The sequence below is a fragment of the Rhodococcus sp. BP-349 genome (genome assembly GCF_019835845.1).
Lineage (GTDB): Bacteria > Actinomycetota > Actinomycetes > Mycobacteriales > Mycobacteriaceae > Rhodococcoides.
Genome location: NZ_JABUDR010000003.1, coordinates 1142970 through 1161308, shown reverse-complemented (window position 1 = coordinate 1161308; position 18339 = coordinate 1142970). Strand labels below are relative to the sequence as shown.

The window sequence follows — 18339 nt, the reverse complement described above, 5'->3', positions numbered from 1 at the left end:
CGATGACAGTGTCACGCAGTCTGATCGTGGGAGCGGTGCTCGTGGCACTGGTCGGTGCCGCACCCGCGCACGCAGCGCCCGGTGACGACTTCTACCTCCCGCCGACGGAGATCGCGGGTGCGCCGGGCACGGTGCTCCGCACCGAGCCGATGTCGCTCTTTCTCGCCGCGCCGGGAGTGGACGGTCGCTACCCCGCCACCGCGCAGCGCGTCATGTACACCTCGCGGACCGAGAACGACGAGCCCGTCGCGGTGACCGGAACGTTCATCGACTCGGCCGTTCCCTGGCGCGGCGCCGGCCCCAGACCCACCGTCGTGGTCGCTCCGGGGACGGTGGGGCAGGGCGACCAGTGCGCGCCGTCGCGGGCTTTCCCGCTCGGGCTGAACCTCACGACGGACCCGCTGTCACTCTCGGCGAACCAGGAACTCGTGTCGTCGACGCTCTGGGGGTCGATGGGCGCGCGCGTCTTCGTGACCGACTACATCGGTCTCGGCACGCCGGGGTTGCACACCTACGTCAACCGGCCGGAGGAGGCGCACGCGGTGCTCGACGGTGCGCGAGCGGCGAACGCGCTGGCGGGCGACCCCGACTCCCCCATCGGTCTCTGGGGCTATTCGCAGGGCGGCGGCGCCACGGCCGCCGCGGCCGAGTCGGCGGCGAGTTACGCACCGGAACTGAACATCAAGGGCACCTGGGCGGGCGCACCGACGGCCGACCTGCTCGACGTGCTGAACACGGTGGACGGCACTCTCATCGGTGGCGTCATCGGGTACGCACTGAACGGAGTCCTCGAGCGGAACCCGTCTTTGCGGGCCCGCGTCGAGGAGCGCGTCTCCGATCACGGCAAGGCGGTGCTGAACGACCTGTCGACCCAGTGCATCGCCGACACGATCCTCACGTACCCGTTCCTGCGCACCGAGACGCTGACGAAGGACGGGCTGTCGATGTCCGAGAACCTGCGGTCCGTTCCGGAGGCAGGCCCCATCTTCGACAAGCTGCGCACGGGCACCCTGCGGCCGTCGGCCCCGGTGTTGATCACCAGCGGCATCAACGACGACACGGTGCCGTACGGACAGGCGCGGACCCTGGCGGACGAGTGGTGCGGTCAGGGTGCGTCGGTGACGTTCCGGTCGAACCCGCTACCGCCGATCCTGCCGGGTGCGGTGCTGCCCAACCACTTCGGTCCGCAGATCATCGACGGCTACGGCGGTGCGGCCGCGGCGTATCTGATGGATCGGTTCGCCGACGTCCCCATCGCCGGGTGCGACATCGCCTGACGGTCGGTTCGGGTCACCGACCACGGTCGGCTCGGTCATTGTCGTGGACGGCGATCAGCCATAGTGTCACCGATCACAGTGGATCATTCGGCTGACTGAGGGGTACACACATGACCGTCCAGCACTCTCCGGAACGCACCGCGGCACCGACGCCGTCCGACGGAGAGGTGCACGCGGCCGTCGCCCGCGCGCGTGACGCGGCACTGTGGTGGGGCGCTCTCGATTTCACGGATCGCAAGGGGTGGCTGCTCGAGTTCCGATCCACGATCGCCCGGACGTCGGCGTCGCTCGTCGACACCGTGCGCGACGAGACGGGTAAGCCGAAGGACGACGCCCTGCTCGAGGTCATGCTGGCGGTGGAACATCTCACGTGGGCCGCGAAGAACGCCCGCCGTGTCCTGCGGGAGCGGTCCGTCTTCCCGGGTCTGGTGAGCATCAATCACGCTGCCTCCGTGCGGTATCAACCGATGGGTGTCATCGGCGTGATCGGCCCGTGGAACTATCCGGTCTACACGCCGATGGGGTCGGTCGCGTACTCGATGGCCGCCGGCAACGCCGTCGTCTTCAAGCCCAGCGAGCTCACTCCCCGCACCGGTACCTGGCTGGCCGACGCCTGGGCGTCGCTGGCGGCGCCGCACCAGGTGCTGCAGACCGTCACTGGTGACGGTCGGGTCGGCGAGTCGCTGTGCCGCTCGGGAGTGGACAAGCTCGCGTTCACCGGGTCCACCGCGACGGCGAAGAAGGTCATGGCGGTGTGCGCGGAGACGCTGACGCCGATCGTGGTCGAGGGCGGCGGCAAGGACGCACTCATCGTCGACGCCACTGCCGACCTCGAGGCCGCGGCGACCTTCGCCGCCTTCGGCGCCATGGGCAATGCGGGCCAGACCTGCGCGGGCGTCGAGCGCATCTACGTGGTCGAGGAGGTCGCCGATCGTTTCGTCGACATCCTGACCTCCCGCGTACGCGGCCTCCGGGTCGGCGACGCGGACGATGCGCAGTACGGACGCATGACGTTGCCGAAGCAGGTCGACATCGTGCGGGACCAGGTCGAGGACGCCCTGGCTCGCGGTGGTCGCGCCGTCGTCGGCGGACTCGAATCCGTCCGGGCGCCGTACGTCGATCCGATCGTGCTGCTCGACGTGCCGGAGGACAGCTCGGCCGTCGCCGAGGAGACCTTCGGTCCGACCGTGGTGGTCAACCGCGTCCGCGATCTCGACGAGGGCATCGAGCGTGCCAACGCGTCGAAGTACGGGCTGGGTGCATCGGTCTTCACCGCGTCGAAGGCTGCGGCCGAGCGGGCGGCGGACCGGCTGCGCGTCGGCGTGGTGACCGTCAACTCCGTGTTGGGTTTCGCGGCGGTGGGCGCACTGCCGTTCGGCGGAGTCGGCGACTCGGGCTTCGGACGGATCCACGGCGCCGACGGGTTGCGGGAGTTCTCCCGGGTGAAGTCGGTGACGAAGCAGCGCTTCGCCGCCCCGCTGGGCCTGGTGACGATGACGCGCAAGCGACGCGACGTCGCGGTCGCACGACTGTTGCTGACCAAGGTCTACGGGCGATGACCACCCTCCCCCGACCGCGCTTCGGGCGGTTCGGGTGGGTGCGGGTGATCGACGAGCTGGATCCGGTGGCGGACGCGGCCACCGTCCTCAAGATCACGGCGGGCTGCGAGTTCCCCTGGGACTATCAGCGCGCGTTGGAGTTCGCGTTGTTCCGCACCTATTGCGTGCCCACCATCTCGGCGTTGCTCCGCAAGACAGGTGAGTTCGAGCACCGCCCCCAGAAGCGGTACGACGACACCGCGCTGCTCATGTCGGAACTCGTGGAACACGGGTACGACTCCGAGCGCGGACGGGCGTCGCTCCGTGCGGTCAACCGCATGCACGCGCGCTACGACATCTCGAACGACGACATGCTGTACGTGCTCTCCACCTTCGCGTTCGATCCGCTGGACTGGATCGACCGCTACGGGTGGCGGCGCCTGCATCCGCACGAACGGATCGCGAGCGTCGCGTTCTACCGCGAGGTCGGGGTCCGGATGGGCATCCGGGACATCCCGGCGTCGACAGCGGACTTCCACGCCTTCAAGGTGCGGTACGAGCGCGAGCAGTTCGTCTACTCCGACGACAACAGGGCCATCGGCGAGTACACCCGCGACCTGCTGGCGTCGTGGTACCCGCGCCCGGTCCGCTCGGCGGTGCGCGGTGCCGTGCTGTCGATGATCGATCAGGACATGACCCGCGCCTTCGGGTTCGGCGACCCGGTGCCCGCCGTGCGCCCGGCGCTCGAGTCGGCGCTGCAGGCCCGAGGCCGCGTGGAGCGTCTGCTGCCCAAGCGGACGGCATCGCGGTCGGCGCAGGATCCGCGCAACCGGACCTACCCCGGCTACCCACAGGGCTACCACCCGAGCGACCTGGGTGTCTGATCAGGATCAGCGCAGTCGTTCGGCGTCCTTCGCCAGGGTGACCAGTCGGTCGCAGAGCTCGGCGAGCTCGGCTGCGTCGGCGCCCTCCGCGACGGCCGTGGCGACGTCCTCCGCGGCGCACCGGACTCCGAACGCGCGATCGGCGGCGGCACCGGCCTCGGCCTCCGTGAGCACCACGGCGTCGTCCGCGACGGCGGTGTCCTTCAGCGACGTCCGCTGTTCGTAGGCGCGCTGACGGCAGGACTGGCGGCAGTACCGTCGGCGCCGACCCGCAGCACCCTCGACCACCGGCCGACCGCACCACAGACACGTGCTCGGGCGCCGTGCGCGGGACCGACCGACCCCACCGCTCACCGACCCGAATTCACCCCGCATCGACCCGACGATACCGACGTGCGCGGACCCTGCCGCATCACCGGTTAGAATGGGGCGTTCGCGTGCGGGAACGTTCCGCGCACCACGCGCGTTGAATCCAACGGACGCGACATGCGTACCACGATCGAGAGAGGACTCCACCATGGCAGATCGCGTTCTACGAGGTAGTCGACTCGGAGCGGTGAGCTACGAGACCGATCGCGACCACGACCTCGCACCCCGGCGCATGGCTCGCTACCGCACGGACAACGGCGAGGAGTTCGACGTTCCCTTCGCCGACGACGCCGAGCTGCCCGGCACCTGGCTGTGCCGCAACGGTCTCGAGGGCAGTCTGATCGAGGGCACAGCGCCCGAGGCCAAGAAGGTCAAGCCCCCGCGCACCCACTGGGACATGCTGCTCGAGCGGCGTTCGGTGGAGGAGCTCGAAGAGCTGCTCAAGGAGCGGATGGATCTGCTCAAGGCGAAGCGTCGCGGCGCCGGAGTCTGACCGCCTCTCCCCTGTCGTCACCGAGGGCCCCGGAGCATCTGCTCCGGGGCCTTCGGTCTGTCTCGGGTCCGACCGAGGTCAGCGCAGGTGCTGCGCGACGATCGGTCCGATGATCGCGAGTGCCTGCGGATCGGTCATCGCGGAGTGTGCGACCGGCACCGCGTGATCGTGGATGGCACCGCGGACGTGTCGACGCCACGCCGAGGCCGTCCGCCGTACGTCGTTCCGGTTCACCTCGTCCTCGGTCGCGGTGAAGAACTGCACGTCGCAGTCCACGACTCCCGGTGAGTACCCGTGCGCCAGCGAGGTCCCGTTGACGTAGCCCGCGTACAGCCGCTCGAGGGTGTCCACGGTCATCGCCGCCATCGGACCGCCCTCGGACTGCAGCGCGGCGGCGGCCTCGGCTACGGTCGGCTCCACGCCGGCCGGCAACTCGCGGCCGGTGAACTCCTCGATGAGGTCGCGTACCGACGGCGTCGACTCGAGGTACTCGTCGGCGAGCACGTAGCTGTCGAGCATGGTCAGCGTCGCCACGCGCTCCCCCACCCGCTGCAGCTCGACGGTCATCGCGTGGGCGATGAGGCCGCCGAGCGACCAGCCCAGCAGGTGGTACGGACCGTGCGGCTGGATCGACCGGATCTCGCGGACGTAGTACCGCGCCAGCTCCTCGATCGTGTCGAACTCCTCGGTGCGTCCCGAGACGACGGGTGACTGCAGGCCGTACACCGGTTGATTCGAGTCGAGGTGGGCGAGCAGACCGCTGTAACTCCAGGAGAGTCCGAACGCCGGATGGATGCAGAACACCGGTGACGCGGAACCCTGCGGGCGCAGCGGCAGCAGCATGTCCAGTGACGCCGTGGCCGTCGCCGCGACCTCGTCCGCCGACAGGTGCGCGGTGTCGTCGATGCGCGCGGCGAGAGCGCCCGGCGTGGAGTCGGTGAACAACCACTGCATCGGAACCGTCGTGGCGAGGGTCTCCTCGAGTCGGGCCACCACGCGCGTCCCCACCAGCGATGTGCCGCCGAGCTCGAAGAAGCTGTCGTCGAGTCCGATGCCGGTCACCCCCAGGATCTCCTCGTAGACAGCGCAGACCGCGAACTCGGTCGCGGTGCCCGGGTCGCGATGCTCCCCGGTGACGGCGAACTCCGGAGCGGGCAGCGCCCGCCGATCGAGCTTGCCGACGGAGGTCAACGGCAGCTCGTCGAGCAGCATGATCGACTGCGGCACCATGTAGCCGGGCAGGCGCTCCTGCAGATGACGACGCAGTGACGCCGTGTCGATCGACGACTCCCGGTGCGGCAGCACGTAGGACACCAGCACGGTGTCCCCGGACGGCCGGACGTGGCCCATCGTGGTCGCGAAGTCCACGCCGTCGTGCACGTCGAGAGCGGCGTCGACCTCACCCAGTTCGATGCGGAAGCCGCGGATCTTGACCTGGTGGTCGGTGCGGCCGACGTAGGACAGAGTCGGGCTGCCGTCGGCGGATTCGCGCCAGCGCACCAGATCACCGGTGCGGTAGAGGCGCTCACCCGGCTTGCCGTGCGGATCGGCGACGAAACGCGACGACGTCAGCGCGGTGCGCCCGAGGTATCCGCGAGCGAGTTCCGGTCCGGCCAGGTACAGCTCGCCGACGACGCCGAACGGCACCGGTTGCAGCTGCCGGTCGAGTACCTGCGCCGCGACACCGCGGATCGGTCCACCGATCGCGACCTGACCCTTGGGCACCATCGGCGCACTCATCGTCGTGACGATGGTCGTCTCCGTCGGCCCGTACACGTTGTACAGCGAGCGTCCCGGAGCCCAGCGCTCCACCAGTTCCGGTGGGCACGCCTCGCCGCCGACGAGGATGTGTCGCAACGACGTCGCGCTCGCCGGGTCCGCGGTCGACAATGCCGCGGTCGTGATGAAGGCGTGCGTGATGCGTTCCGATCCCAGCAGGTCGCCCAGTTCGCGGCCGCCGTACACCCCGGGCGGGGACACGACGAGTGTCGCGCCGGATCCGTACGCGAACAGCTGATCCATGACGGCCGCGTCGAAACTCGGTGTCGCGAAGTGCAGCACGCGCGCCGTGTCGTCGACCTCGAATCGATCGCGCAGCTCGCCGGCGAAGTTCGACAGGCCGGCGTGGGTGACCACGACGCCCTTCGGTGTGCCGGTCGACCCCGAGGTGTAGATGACGTACGCGGGGTGCACGAGGCCGGTGGGTCCGAGAAGCTCTGCGGGTGTGAGGGGTTCATCGGACGTACGAGCGAGCTCGGCCAGGGTGTCCGCGTCGTCGAGCACGAGCCACCGTGTCGACGAGACTCCGTCCACGGCCGCCAGGTGCTCCGCGGTCGTCAGTCCCCACGTGGTCGCCGAGTCCGTCAGCATGTGACGGACGCGGTCGGCCGGGTAGTGCGGGTCGACCGGGACGAAGGCGCCGCCGGCCTTCGCTACTGCCAGCACCGCGACGAGGGAGTCGAAGGATCGCGTGAGGCCCAGGGCCACCAGCGATTCCGGTCCGACGCCGCGCCGGACGAGTGCTCGGGCCACCGTGGTCGAACGCCGATCGAGTTCGCCGTAGGTGATGTGGGCGCCGAGGTACTCCGCCGCGATGCTGTCGGGAACCCGGCGTGCGGTCTCCTCAAACACCTCGGACAGGGTGAGCGACGGATCGGGATCGGTCTCGCCGCCGTGCACGGGCACCAGATGGGCTCGCTCCTGCGAGGTCAGCATCTCGACGCTGCCGACGCTGCGGTCGGGTTCGGTGGCCAGGACGCTCAACACGCCCACCAGACGTTCGAGCATGGTGGTCACGGTGGCGGCGTCGAACAGATCTGTCGCGTAGTCGGCGGTGACGGTCAGCCCCGCCGGCTCCCGGTCGTCGGTGCGGCGGTCGGTGACCGTGAACTGGATGTCGAACTTGGCGACGGCGACGTCCACCTCGGCCGCGTCGACGGCCACCTCGCCCATGCGAGCGGTCGTCGGAACGTCGTCCTGCAACGACAACATGATCTGGAACAACGGGTGATGGCTCGTGTTGCGCTGCGGGTGCAGCACGTCCACGAGACGTTCGAACGGAACGTCGGGGTATGCGAACGCGTCCAGATCGACCGCACGCACGTGCTGCAACGCCTCGGTCAGCGACGCGGTCGGGGAGACCCGCGTGCGCAGCACCAGCGTGTTGACGAACATTCCGACCAGGGCGTCCAGCGCCTGATCGCCGCGGCCGGCGATCGCGGTACCGACGGACGTGTCGAAGCGGCCGGCGAGTCGACCGAGCACGACGGCGAGGGCGGTGTGGACGGCCATGAACAGCGTCGCGTTCTCCCGCCGTGCGAGCTCGACCAGCCGGCGGTGCGTGTCGACACTCACCGTGATGGTGGCCACCGCGCCGCGGTGGGACGGCACGCTCGGCCGCGGGCGGTCGGTGGGGATGTCGATACGGTCGGGAGCTCCGGTCAACGCGGCCGTCCAGTACGCCAACTGGGTCGAGACGAGGCTCGACGGGTCGTCCTCGGAGCCGAGCCGGTCACGCTGCCACAGCGTGTAGTCGGCGTACTGCACCGGCAGTGGTTCCGTCGCGGGTGCCGTGCCGGTGGACCGCGCGGTGTAGGCGGTGAGCAGGTCGGCGGCGAGCGGCGCCAGCGACCAGCCGTCCGCGGCGATGTGGTGCAGGGTGACCACGAGGACGTGCTCCTCTCCGGCCGTCACCTCGAGCAGGTCCACCCGCAGCGGTGCCTGCGTGGTCACGTCGAACCCGCGGGCAGCGCTCGTGACGACCGCGGCCGTCACCGCGGAGGGCTCGGTCACGACGGGCTCCAACACCACCGGCACCTCGTGCGCCGGCAGGATCACCTGGTGCGGGCCCTCGGGCGAGTCCGGGTACACGGTCCGGAGCACCTCGTGGCGTTCGACGAGGTCGCGCAGCGCGGCCTCCAGCGCGGCGATGTCGAGCGGTCCCGTCAGGCGCACCGCGAAGGGCACGTTGTACGCCCCCGACGCACGGTCGAACCTGTTGAGGAACCACAGGCGTTGCTGCGCCGAGGACAGCGGGATCCGGTCGGGTCGAGGCCGTGCCTCGAGAGCGGGGCCGGCGGACTCGGCCAGCCCGTCGACGTGCGCGGCGAGGGCTGCGACCGTCGGGTGCTCGAAGAGTGCCCGGACCGGAACCCGAACGCCGCGAGTGGAACCCAGGCGGGACGCGACCTGTGTGGCCAGCAGGGAGTTGCCACCGAGTGCGAAGAAGCTGTCGTCGCGTCCGACCTCGACGTCGAGGTCCAGCACTGCCGCGACGATCTCGGCGACGGTCCGCTCGGTCTCGGAGGCCGGCGCGTCGTGAGTGCGGTCGACGGCCACGACGACGGGGGCGGGAAGCGCCCGCACGTCCAGCTTGCCGACAGGAGTGAGAGGGATGCGCTCGAGAACCGTCATCGATGCCGGCACCATGTGGCCGGGCAGGACGGAGCGGACGCCGCCCGTGACCGCGTCGACATCGATGTCGTGTCCGGTGGCGGCGACGACGTAGGACGCCAGCGAGGCGCGACCGGAGGCATCGGTGTGCACCAGAGTGTGCGCGAAGCCGACGGACGGGTCCCTCGTCAGTGCGGCGTCGATCTCACCGAGCTCGATGCGGAATCCGCGGATCTTGACCTGGGTGTCCGAGCGTCCGACGTAGTCCAGCCGGCCGTCCGCAGTCCACCGCACGACATCGCCGGTGCGGTACATCCGCTCCCCCGCGGTGCCGTACGGATCGGCCACGAACCGGCCCGCCGTCAGTCCCACGCGGTCGAGGTAGCCGCGAGCGACGCCGACACCCGACAGGTACAGCTCACCCGTGACGCCGACCGGCACCGGACGCAGACGCGCGTCGAGCACCACGGCGCGGACTCCGGCGATGGGTGTACCGATGGTGACCGGTTCGTCGGCACGCAGTTCCGCGATGGCGGCGACGATGGTCGCCTCCGTCGGGCCGTACCCGTTGTACAGCGAACGTCCGACCGACCAGCGCCGCACCAGGTCCGCGGAGCACGTGTCGCCGCCCACCACCACGGTGGTGAGACTCGGCAGTGATCCGGCGGCGACGTCGACGGTCGCGAGCGCGGCCGGGGTGACGAAGGCGTGCGAGACCGACTCGCGGTCGATCAGTTCGGCCAGTTCCGCGCCGCCGTAGACGTCGCTCGGGGCGACGACCACGGTGGAGCCGGCGCCCATCGCCATCAGGATCTCGAGCACCGACGCGTCGAAGCTCGGCGAGGCGAAGTGCAGGGTCCGCGATGTTCCGGTGATACCGAACCTCGTGCGCTGCACCTCTGCGAACGAGGAGAGTCCCGAGTGCGTCACGGCGACGCCCTTGGGCAGTCCCGTCGATCCGGAGGTGTAGATGACGTAGGCCGGATGGTCGACCCGCAGCGTGGACGTCCGGTCACGGTCCGTGACGGGTTCCGTCGACCGGGTCGCGATGTCGGCGACGGTGGCCGGGTCGTCGAGCACGATCCAGTCGACGTCCCGTCCTGCCGCCGGGCGGTCGGCCGCGGTGCAGACACCGAGGTCGGCCCCGCTGTCGGTGAGCATGTGGTCGATGCGGTCCGCCGGGTAGCGCGGATCGACGGGGACCCAGGCCGCGCCTGTCATCGCCACGGCGATCATCGCAGCGACGGACTCCGCCGACCGGGTGAGCGCCAGGGCGACGACACGCTCGGGTCCGGCTCCGCGTTCGAGGAGGACCCGAGCGAGACGAGTGGCGTCGGCATCGAGCTCGGCGTACGTGCGCGACAATCGAGCCGTGACGTCGACGCCGTGGGACGGATCATGCACCAGCGCAGTGGTGTTCGCGTTCTCCCGCGCGACGGCGGCCCACAGGTCGGGCAGCAGTACCGGTGCGTCGGGACGCTCGCCGGCCCGTGTCGTCAGCTCGCGGGACTCCTGATGGGACAGGAGATCGATGTCGCCCACGGTCACCGACGGGTCTCGGGCCACCGTGGTGAGCACGGCGCTGACACGGTCCGCGAAGGCGGCGATGGTGCGCTCGTCGTAGAGATCGCGCGTGTAGGTGACGCGGAACCGCCACGACCGCTCGCCGTCGGCGTCGGTGCTCTCCGTGACGGCGAGCTCGACGTCGAACTTGCTGCGCTGCAGGTCGATCTCCGACGCGGTGACGGTGAGACCGTCGAGTTCGCCGCTGGTGACACCGTCGGACTGGAAGGCCAGCACGACCTGCACGAGCGGGTGCCGACCGGCCGTCCGCGACGGCGACAGAGCGTCGACCAGACGCTCGAACGGCAGGTCCGCGTGGGCGAACGCGTCGAGATCGGTGCTGCGGACCCGGCCGAGAAGGTCGGCGAAGGTGTCGGACGGCGCCACGTCGGAGCGCAGGACCAGGGTGCCGACGAACATGCCGACCAGCTCGTCCAGCGCGCGATCGCGTCGGCCGGCGATCGGGGTGCCGATCACCACGTCCCGAGTGTCGGCGAGCCGAGCGAGTGTGACCGCGAGTGCGGCGTGCATCGCCATGAACGTGGTGCCGCCCCGGCGCTCGGCGACGGCCGACAGTGCGGTCATCACGGCCGGATCGACGGCGAATTCGTGGACGCCGGCCCGGTGAGACGGCGCCGCCGGGCGGACGCGATCGCCGGGCAGGGTGCACTCGTCCGGAAGGTCGGCGAGAGTGTCGGTCCAGAAGGAGAGTTCGCGGTGTGCCCGGCTCTCCGGGTCGGCCTCGTCTCCGAGCACGGCTCGCTGCCACAGCGTGAAGTCGCTGTACTGCACCGGAAGTGGGGTCCACTGCGGGGCAGCTCCGCGGGTACGGGCCGCATAGGCGACCATGACGTCGCGGGTCAGCGGTCCGAGGGACCACCCGTCCGCGGCGATGTGGTGCACGACGAGACCGAGCACGTGCTCCGTCTCGGAGATCGACAGAAGAGTGGTGCGCAGCGGGGTCTCGACCGTGAGATCGAACCCGCGACGGGCGAACCGGGTCAGCGCGTCCGCGACGTCGCCGCGGTCCACGACTGTCGTCGTGAGCGGTGCGGGTGCTGCCGGTGCGACGACCTGGTGCGGTCCGTGATCGCTCTCGGGAAACACGGTCCGCAGGCTCTCGTGCCGTTCCACCACATCGGCCAACGCCAGTGCCATCGCGGGGGTGTCGAGGACGCCGTCCAGGTGCACCGAGAACGAGATGTTGTAGGCGTCGGAGGTCGGGTCGAAGCGGTTGAGGAACCACAGCCGTTGCTGCGGTGACGACAGCGGAATCCGGTCCGGACGGCTCGCCGCCGGGATCGCGACGAGCGGGATCCGCGATGCCGCAGCGCTGTCGGCGTCGAGGTGAGCCGCGAGCGCCTCGACGGTCGGGGCCTCGAAGAGAGTGCGCACCTCCACCTCACGGCTCAGCGCGGCGCCGATCGCACTCGTGACACGGGTAGCCATCAACGAGTTGCCACCGGCGTCGAAGAAGCTGTCGTCCAGACCGACCCGGGGCACCGTCAGGACGTCCGCGAACACGCGGGCGACGGTCCACTCGGTCTCGGTGCGGGGCTCGCGGTACGCCGTCTCCGCCGTCTCCGGTGTGGGCATCGGCAGCGCACGGCGATCGAGCTTGCCCGACGGGGTGAGGGGCACCTCGTCGAGCACGACCACCGCGGACGGCACCATGTACCCGGGCAGGGTGCGGCGGGCGTGCTCGAGCACCGGCTCGGTTCCGGCGGTGCCCGGCGCGAGCGTGAGGTGCGAGACCAGGCGGGCGTCGGCCCGGCCCGCGTTCTGCACGCTCGTGACGGAGAACGTGACCGACGGATGACGCTGGAGCACCGCGTCGATCTCGGCGAGTTCGATGCGGTGACCCCGCACCTTGACCTGGTCGTCGGCTCGGCCGCGGAACACCAGTTCGGTTCCCGCGGTGGTGGTCACGGCGGCGACGACGTCGCCGGTGCGGTACATACGGTCACCCGGCGTGCCGAACGGATCGGCGACGAAGCGGGTCGCGGTCAGCGGCAGGCGCCCGAGGTACCCGCGGGCCAGCGCCGGCCCGGACAGGTAGAGCTCGCCGGGAACTCCGGGGACCACCGGGCGCAGACGACGATCGAGCACCCGCACGTCGACACCGCGGCGCGGGGCGCCGATGGTGACGGGCGAGCCTGGCGCCATCGGCGGTGTCAGGGTCGCGACGACGGTGGCCTCGGACGGCCCGTACAGGTTGAGCATGCGGCGGCCGGGCGCCCACCGTCCGACGAGGGCGGGACTGCAGACGTCGCCGCCGACCCCGACGAAGGTGAGAGCGTCGAGGTCCGCAGGGTCCACCGTCTCGAGAGCAGCAGGGGTGACGAAGGCGTGGGTCACCCGCTGATCACGCAGCAGTGCGGTGAGGCGGTCGCCGCCGTAGACGTCGGTACCGGCGACCACGACGGTCGCGCCCGCGGCGAATCCCATGAGCAGTTCCAGGATCGAGGCGTCGAAACTCGGCGAGGCGAAATGCAGTGTGCGCGATAGCGGTCCGACTCGGTAGGTCGCCACCTGCTCGCGGGCGAAGTCGGCGAGGCCGCGGTGCGGCACCACGACCGCCTTGGGGGTGCCCGTGGATCCGGACGTGAAGATGAGGTAGGCCGGGTTCTCCGGGCGCACCCGTACGGGCAGTGCCGCCGAGGACTCGTCGGATCGGTGATCGACGGTGACCCACCGGACCGCAACGGGCAGTGCGGCTCCCGCGGCAGCGATGCCGAGGGACGCGGCGACGTCGGTGACCATGCGCTCGATGCGGTCCGCCGGGTAGCGCGGATCCACCGGGAGGAAGGCGGCGCCGGTCTTCGTCACGGCCCAGGTCGCGACGATCGAGTCGATCGAGCGCTCGAGGCACACGGGCACGATCGATTCCGGGCCGACTCCCTCGGCGATCAACGCGTGCGCCAGCAGGTCCGACGCGTCGTCGAGTTCGCCGTACGTGACGCAGCCGTCCGCCGTGACGACGGCGGTGGCGGACGGATCGCGCCGCGCGGCCGAGACGAGGATGTCGGCGAGCGACGAGGTGGGCCCGGCTGCCGCGCCCACGAGGACGGCAGGAGCGTCGGTGGACGTGGACAGGTCGATGTCGCCGATCGCTCGGGTGGGATCCGCCGCGACCGATCGCATGACGGACACCAGTCGCTGCGCCATCGTCGCTGCTGTCGCGTCGTCGAACAGATCGCGGGCGTAGCCCAGGCGCGCATCGACCGCGTCGGGCCGACCGTCGACCGTGGTGCGCTCCGAGAGCTGCAGTGTGAGGTCGAACTTGGCGGTGCCGGAGTCGATCTCGGCGACCTCGACATCCAGTCCGGCCATCTCGACGCGGACCGGCGCGAGGTTCTCGAAGGAGAGAACGACCTGGAACAGCGGGTGGCGCGACGTCGAGCGTTCCGGTGCCACCGCGTCGACGACACGCTCGAACGGGACGTCCGCGCGGGCGAACGCCTCGAGGTCGTGATCGCGTACCTCGCGGAGGAGGTCGGTGAACGGGACGTGCGGCGCGGGCGTCGACCGCAGCACCAGTGTGTTGACGAACATGCCGACGAGTCCGTCGAGCGCGCGGTGGCCGCGACCGGCGATGGGCGACCCGATCGCGACGTCGTCCGAGTCCGCGAGCCGTCCCAGCAGCGCGGACAGTGCCGCGTGCAACACCATGAACAGGCTGGCCGAGGTGTCCGATGCGAGCACGAGGAGCTGTTGGTGCAGATCGGCGTCGATGTGGAAGTCGTGGGCGCCGCCGCGGTGCGACGGTGCAGCGGGACGGGGGCGATCCGTCGGCAGCTCGAGCGTGTCGGGCAGGCCGTCCAACCGCGCGGTCCAGTAGTCGATCTGACTGCGTAGGATCGAGGTCGGATCGTTCTCGTCTCCGAGTGCGGCGTGCTGCCAGAGCGTGAAGTCCGCGTACTGCACGTCGAGCGGTGCCCACAGCGGCGCACTCCCCTGCGTCCGCGCAGCGTAGGCGGTCATGACATCGGTCGCGAGGGGGCCGAAGGAGAACCCGTCCGACGCGATGTGGTGCAGCACCACGGCCAGCGTGTGCGACGTCGGCGAGGTGCGGAACAGGCGGACACGGACCGGGTGCTCCCGCGTGACGTCGAATCCGTGAGACGCGAACTCCCGCACGGTGTCGGCCAGCGCCGAGTCGTCGGTGTCGATCGGCGCGAGGTCGTGGTGCGCGGGGTCCTGCACCACCTGGTGCGGACCGTCGGCGGAGTCGGGATACACGGTGCGCAGCGTCTCGTGGCGCTCCAGGACGTCGGCGAGCGCGACACTCAGAGCGTCCGCGTCGAGGTCGCCGTGCAACGTGATGGCGAACGGCATGTTGTACGCCGGGGACGCCGAGTCGAACCGGTTCAGGAACCACAGTCGCTGTTGGGCGAGCGAGAGGGGAATGCGATCCGGGCGAGGTCCTGCGACCAGCGGCGGCCCGGTGGTGACCACGGGCGCATAGGCGACGCGATCCGCCAGACGTGCCACGGTCGGCGCCTCGAAGAGGTCCTTGATGCCCACGTCGGCACCGAGCTCGGCGCTGATGCGCGAGACCACGCGCGTGGCCAGCAGCGAGTTGCCGCCGATCTCGAAGAAGCTGTCGTGGACACCGGGAACGGGGACGTCCAGCACGTCGGCGATGGTCTCGGCGATGCGTCGCTCGACCTCTGTGCGCGGTGGGACCGAGGGCACGTCGGCCCGGCGGCGCACCGGTTCCGGCAGTGCCTTGCGGTCGACCTTGCCGTTGGCGCTCAACGGAAGTGCGTCGAGAACGATCACCAGCGACGGCACCATGTAGGACGGGAGGCGGTCGGCGACGGTCGCGGCGACAGCGCGGACCTCGATGCTCGCCGCGTCGGTGCCGGGCTCGGGTGCGACGTACGCGACGAGCGTGGTCTCGCCGCGCTCGTCGACGTGGGCCACGGCCACCGCGTGGTGCACGGCGGGATGCGCGACCAGAGCCGCCTCGACGTCGCCGAGCTCGATCCGCAGTCCGCGGATCTTGACCTGGAAGTCGGTGCGGCCCAGGTACTCGACGGCGCCGTCGGCCCGCCAACGCGCCAGGTCGCCGGTGCGGTACATGCGGGTGCCGTGCGCCGACAGCGGGTCGGCGACGAACCGGTCGGCGCTCAGATCGGGCCGACCGACGTAGCCACGGGCGAGCTGGTCGCCCGCGAGGTAGAGCTCGCCCGCCGTTCCCACCGGAACCGGCTCGAGCCGGGCGTCGAGGATCTGCAACGCGGTGTTCCACACCGGCCGTCCGATCGGCACCGTGACGGCGTCGGCGTCGGTCACCTCCCAGTAGGTGACGTCGACTGCGGCCTCGGTCGGTCCGTAGAGGTTGTGCAGCGCGGACCCGGTGAGCGAGCGGAATGCCGATGCCGTCTCCGCGGTCAGTGCCTCACCGCTGCAGAACACCTGACGCAGGTCACCGAGCCGGGCGTCGGACGCGCGCAGTTCAGCGACGAAGGCGCCGAGCATCGAGGGTACGAAATGTGCCGTGGTGACGCGTGATCCGGCGATGATCGAGGCGAGGTAGCGCGGATCGCGATGCCCGTCGGGCTCCGCGATCACCAGGCGGGCGCCGACCTGGAGCGGCCAGAAGAACTCCCACACCGAGACGTCGAACGTCGCCGGAGTCTTCTGCAGCACGGCGTCGTCGGCGCCGAGGTAGTACTCGTTCTGCATCCACAGCAGTCGGTTGACGATCGCCTGGTGCGACACCCCGACACCCTTGGGGCGGCCCGTGGAACCCGACGTGAAGATCACGTACGCCAGCGAATCGGGTCGCAGAGTCGCCGTGCGCTCACTGTCGCCGACCGGTGTGTCGGCGAGGCCGGCGAGATCGAGCATGTCGACGTCGACGCGCGCAGCGGTGTCGGGCAGGACGACACCCTGCGTGGACACCGTCAGCACGCATGCGGGCCGGGCGGTGTCGAGGACGTGGCCGAGACGCTCGGCGGGATGATCGGGGTCGAGCGGTACGTAGGCGCCGCCGGCCTTCTCGATCGCGTACATCGCGACGACGAGGTCGAGCGAGCGCTGCATGGCCAGGCCCACGAGCATGTCGGGTCCGACGCCGCGGGCGATCAACGCCCGCGCCAGGCGGGACGAGCGACGATCGAGTTCCGCGTACGTCAGTGCGGTGCCGGCGAACTCCAGGGCCGTCGCGTCCGGGGTGCGCCGCACCTGTGCGTCGAACAGCGCGGGCAGCGTGGTCCGCGGAACGCTCACGGCTGTGTCGTTGAACTCGGTGACCACACGGTCGTACTCGTCGGGCAGCACGACGTCGAGACCGGAGACGCGAGTTCGTGCCCCGCGTCCCAGGAAGTTCTCGAAGAAGGCGAGGAACCGCCGATGATGGGCGGCGAGGGTGTCCTCGTCGTACAGCGACGGGTTGCCCTCGAAGTCGATGTTCAGCGAGTTGCCGCCGCTGTTGTAGACGTTGAAGGTGAAGTCCTCGATGGGACCGCTGGAGAGCAGGTGCAGCCGGCCCACCAGATCGCCCAGACCGACGGTCCAGTCGAACAGCATGATGTTCACCATGGGTCCGAAGAACCCGCGGTGCATGGTCGAGCTGCCGTGGTCGCGGCGGATGTCCTCGTGGCGGTATTTCTGGTGGCGCAGCGCACCAGTGATCTCGAGGGTCACCGACGACACCAGGTCGCCGATGTTCATGTCGGGCGAGATGTGCACGCGGATCGGTACGACGTTGGACACCATGCCGCCCGAGCGGCGCAGCGCCGCGGTGGTGCGGACGGACACCGGCAGACTCATGACGACGTCGGCGCGCCCGGTGACCCGGTGCAGGTAGGCGGCGAAGGACGCGGCCACGACGGCGGCGGCACTGGCGTCGAATCGCTCCTCCGCGGAAGTGAGCATGTCGCCGACGGTCTCGTCGGTGACACCGTTCAGTCGGAGGCGACTCGGCGCGGCCGGGGCGGTGCGATCGGCGAGGGAGAAGGTGTCCGGCAGACCCTCGAGCGTGTCCTGCCAGAAGGCGCGGTCGGTCTCGAACCTGGTGGAGGTGCGGTACGCGCGTTCTGCCGCGTACAGCGTGGCCAGGTCGCCGGCCTTGCTGTCCGGGGTGGGAACGCCGGCCTGTTCGTTGGTGTACAGCTCGGCGACGCGCTTCATGGCGGTGACGGCGCCGTATCCGTCACCGGCGATGTGGTGCATGCGGGTGTACCAGAAGTAGCGGTGGTCCTCGACGCGGAAGACGACGTTGACGGTCAGCGGATCGCGGTCCAGATCGACCGGGGAGCGCATCTCCTTCTGCATCCAGTCCAGGGCCGCGGCGATCGGGTCCGCCTCGGACCGGACGTCGAGCCGAGTGGTGCGTACGGTGGCTGCCGGATCGACGACCTGATACGGCTGACCGTCGATCTCCACGAGCCTGATCTCGCCGGACTGGAGTTCCGCGGCCGCGCGGGCACCCACGCGCTCGAGCAGGTCGATGTCGAGGTCACCCTGCACGTCGACGTACTGCGCGACGGTGAGGGGAACCTCGGGAGCGAGCTTCTGGGCGAACCACAGGCTGGCCTGCGCCGGGGAGAGCGGGAAGGGATCGGCCGCTGTCCGGTTCACGGTAGGTGCCGTGTCGGCCGGTTCGGTGGTTCTCGGTGCGCTGTCCGACGTCGTCATCGTTCGCTCCTCCTCGTCGGTCCCGTGGCCGAGGAGCGGTCCTGCTCCCCGGGCTGTGCGAGACGACGCACACTTCCACCGAACGGACGCAGAGAGCATCGACGCCGCGGCCGATCAGGCCGCACGTCTATGTGCTGTGTGTGACTTCCGGTGTCCCCGACCGTGGTCGCACT

Annotated in this window: 6 protein-coding genes; 4 read left to right on the top strand and 2 right to left on the bottom strand. The window is 70.3% G+C overall.

Features of this window, described 5'->3' with window-relative positions; all coding sequences use genetic code 11:
* Window positions 1-2 precede the first annotated feature (2 nt).
* The 3 genes from HQ325_RS21745 (at window position 3) to HQ325_RS21735 (ending at window position 3699) form a co-directional block, all read left to right on the top strand.
* Window positions 3-1277 carry a lipase family protein gene (locus HQ325_RS21745; RefSeq protein ID WP_222632385.1) on the top strand — a complete coding sequence of 425 codons (1275 nt, stop codon included), beginning with the start codon at window positions 3-5 and terminating at the stop codon, window positions 1275-1277.
* A 110-nt stretch (window positions 1278-1387) separates the two neighbouring features.
* The gene (locus HQ325_RS21740) at window positions 1388-2836 is read left to right on the top strand and encodes an aldehyde dehydrogenase family protein (protein ID WP_222632384.1); all 1449 of its coding nucleotides are present in this window, start codon (window positions 1388-1390) and stop codon (window positions 2834-2836) included.
* On the top strand, window positions 2833-3699 hold the full coding sequence (locus HQ325_RS21735; RefSeq protein ID WP_222632383.1) for an oxygenase MpaB family protein: 867 nt from the start codon (window positions 2833-2835) through the stop codon (window positions 3697-3699). Before HQ325_RS21740 ends, HQ325_RS21735 begins: the two co-directional genes overlap by 4 nt.
* 6 nt (window positions 3700-3705) lie before the next feature.
* Here the strand turns inward: HQ325_RS21735 and HQ325_RS21730 are convergent, their stop codons facing one another.
* A complete protein-coding gene (locus HQ325_RS21730) occupies window positions 3706-4074 on the bottom strand; it encodes a hypothetical protein (protein WP_222632381.1) in 369 nt (122 codons plus the stop codon).
* Between the two features lie 142 nt (window positions 4075-4216).
* Here HQ325_RS21730 and HQ325_RS21725 point away from each other — a divergent pair, with 142 nt between their 5' ends.
* On the top strand, window positions 4217-4561 hold the full coding sequence (locus tag HQ325_RS21725; RefSeq protein WP_027505388.1) for an RNA polymerase-binding protein RbpA: 345 nt from the start codon (window positions 4217-4219) through the stop codon (window positions 4559-4561).
* A gap of 78 nt (window positions 4562-4639) precedes the next feature.
* On the opposite strand, the gene HQ325_RS21720 is transcribed toward HQ325_RS21725, so the two are convergent.
* Window positions 4640-18166, bottom strand: coding sequence for an amino acid adenylation domain-containing protein (locus HQ325_RS21720; protein ID WP_222632379.1), 13527 nt, complete (start codon window positions 18164-18166; stop codon window positions 4640-4642).
* Between the last annotated feature and the right edge of the window lie 173 nt (window positions 18167-18339).

What these genes read in the sequence shown, in the direction of transcription:
- HQ325_RS21745 (WP_222632385.1), top strand. Translation starts at nt 3, where the DNA reads ATGACAGTGTCACGCAGTCTGATCGTGGGAGCGGTGCTCGTGGCACTG.
- HQ325_RS21740 (WP_222632384.1), top strand. Translation starts at nt 1,388, where the DNA reads ATGACCGTCCAGCACTCTCCGGAACGCACCGCGGCACCGACGCCGTCC.
- HQ325_RS21720 (WP_222632379.1), bottom strand. Translation starts at nt 18,166, where the DNA reads ATGACGACGTCGGACAGCGCACCGAGAACCACCGAACCGGCCGACACG.
- HQ325_RS21730 (WP_222632381.1), bottom strand. Translation starts at nt 4,074, where the DNA reads ATGCGGGGTGAATTCGGGTCGGTGAGCGGTGGGGTCGGTCGGTCCCGC.
- HQ325_RS21725 (WP_027505388.1), top strand. Translation starts at nt 4,217, where the DNA reads ATGGCAGATCGCGTTCTACGAGGTAGTCGACTCGGAGCGGTGAGCTAC.
- HQ325_RS21735 (WP_222632383.1), top strand. Translation starts at nt 2,833, where the DNA reads ATGACCACCCTCCCCCGACCGCGCTTCGGGCGGTTCGGGTGGGTGCGG.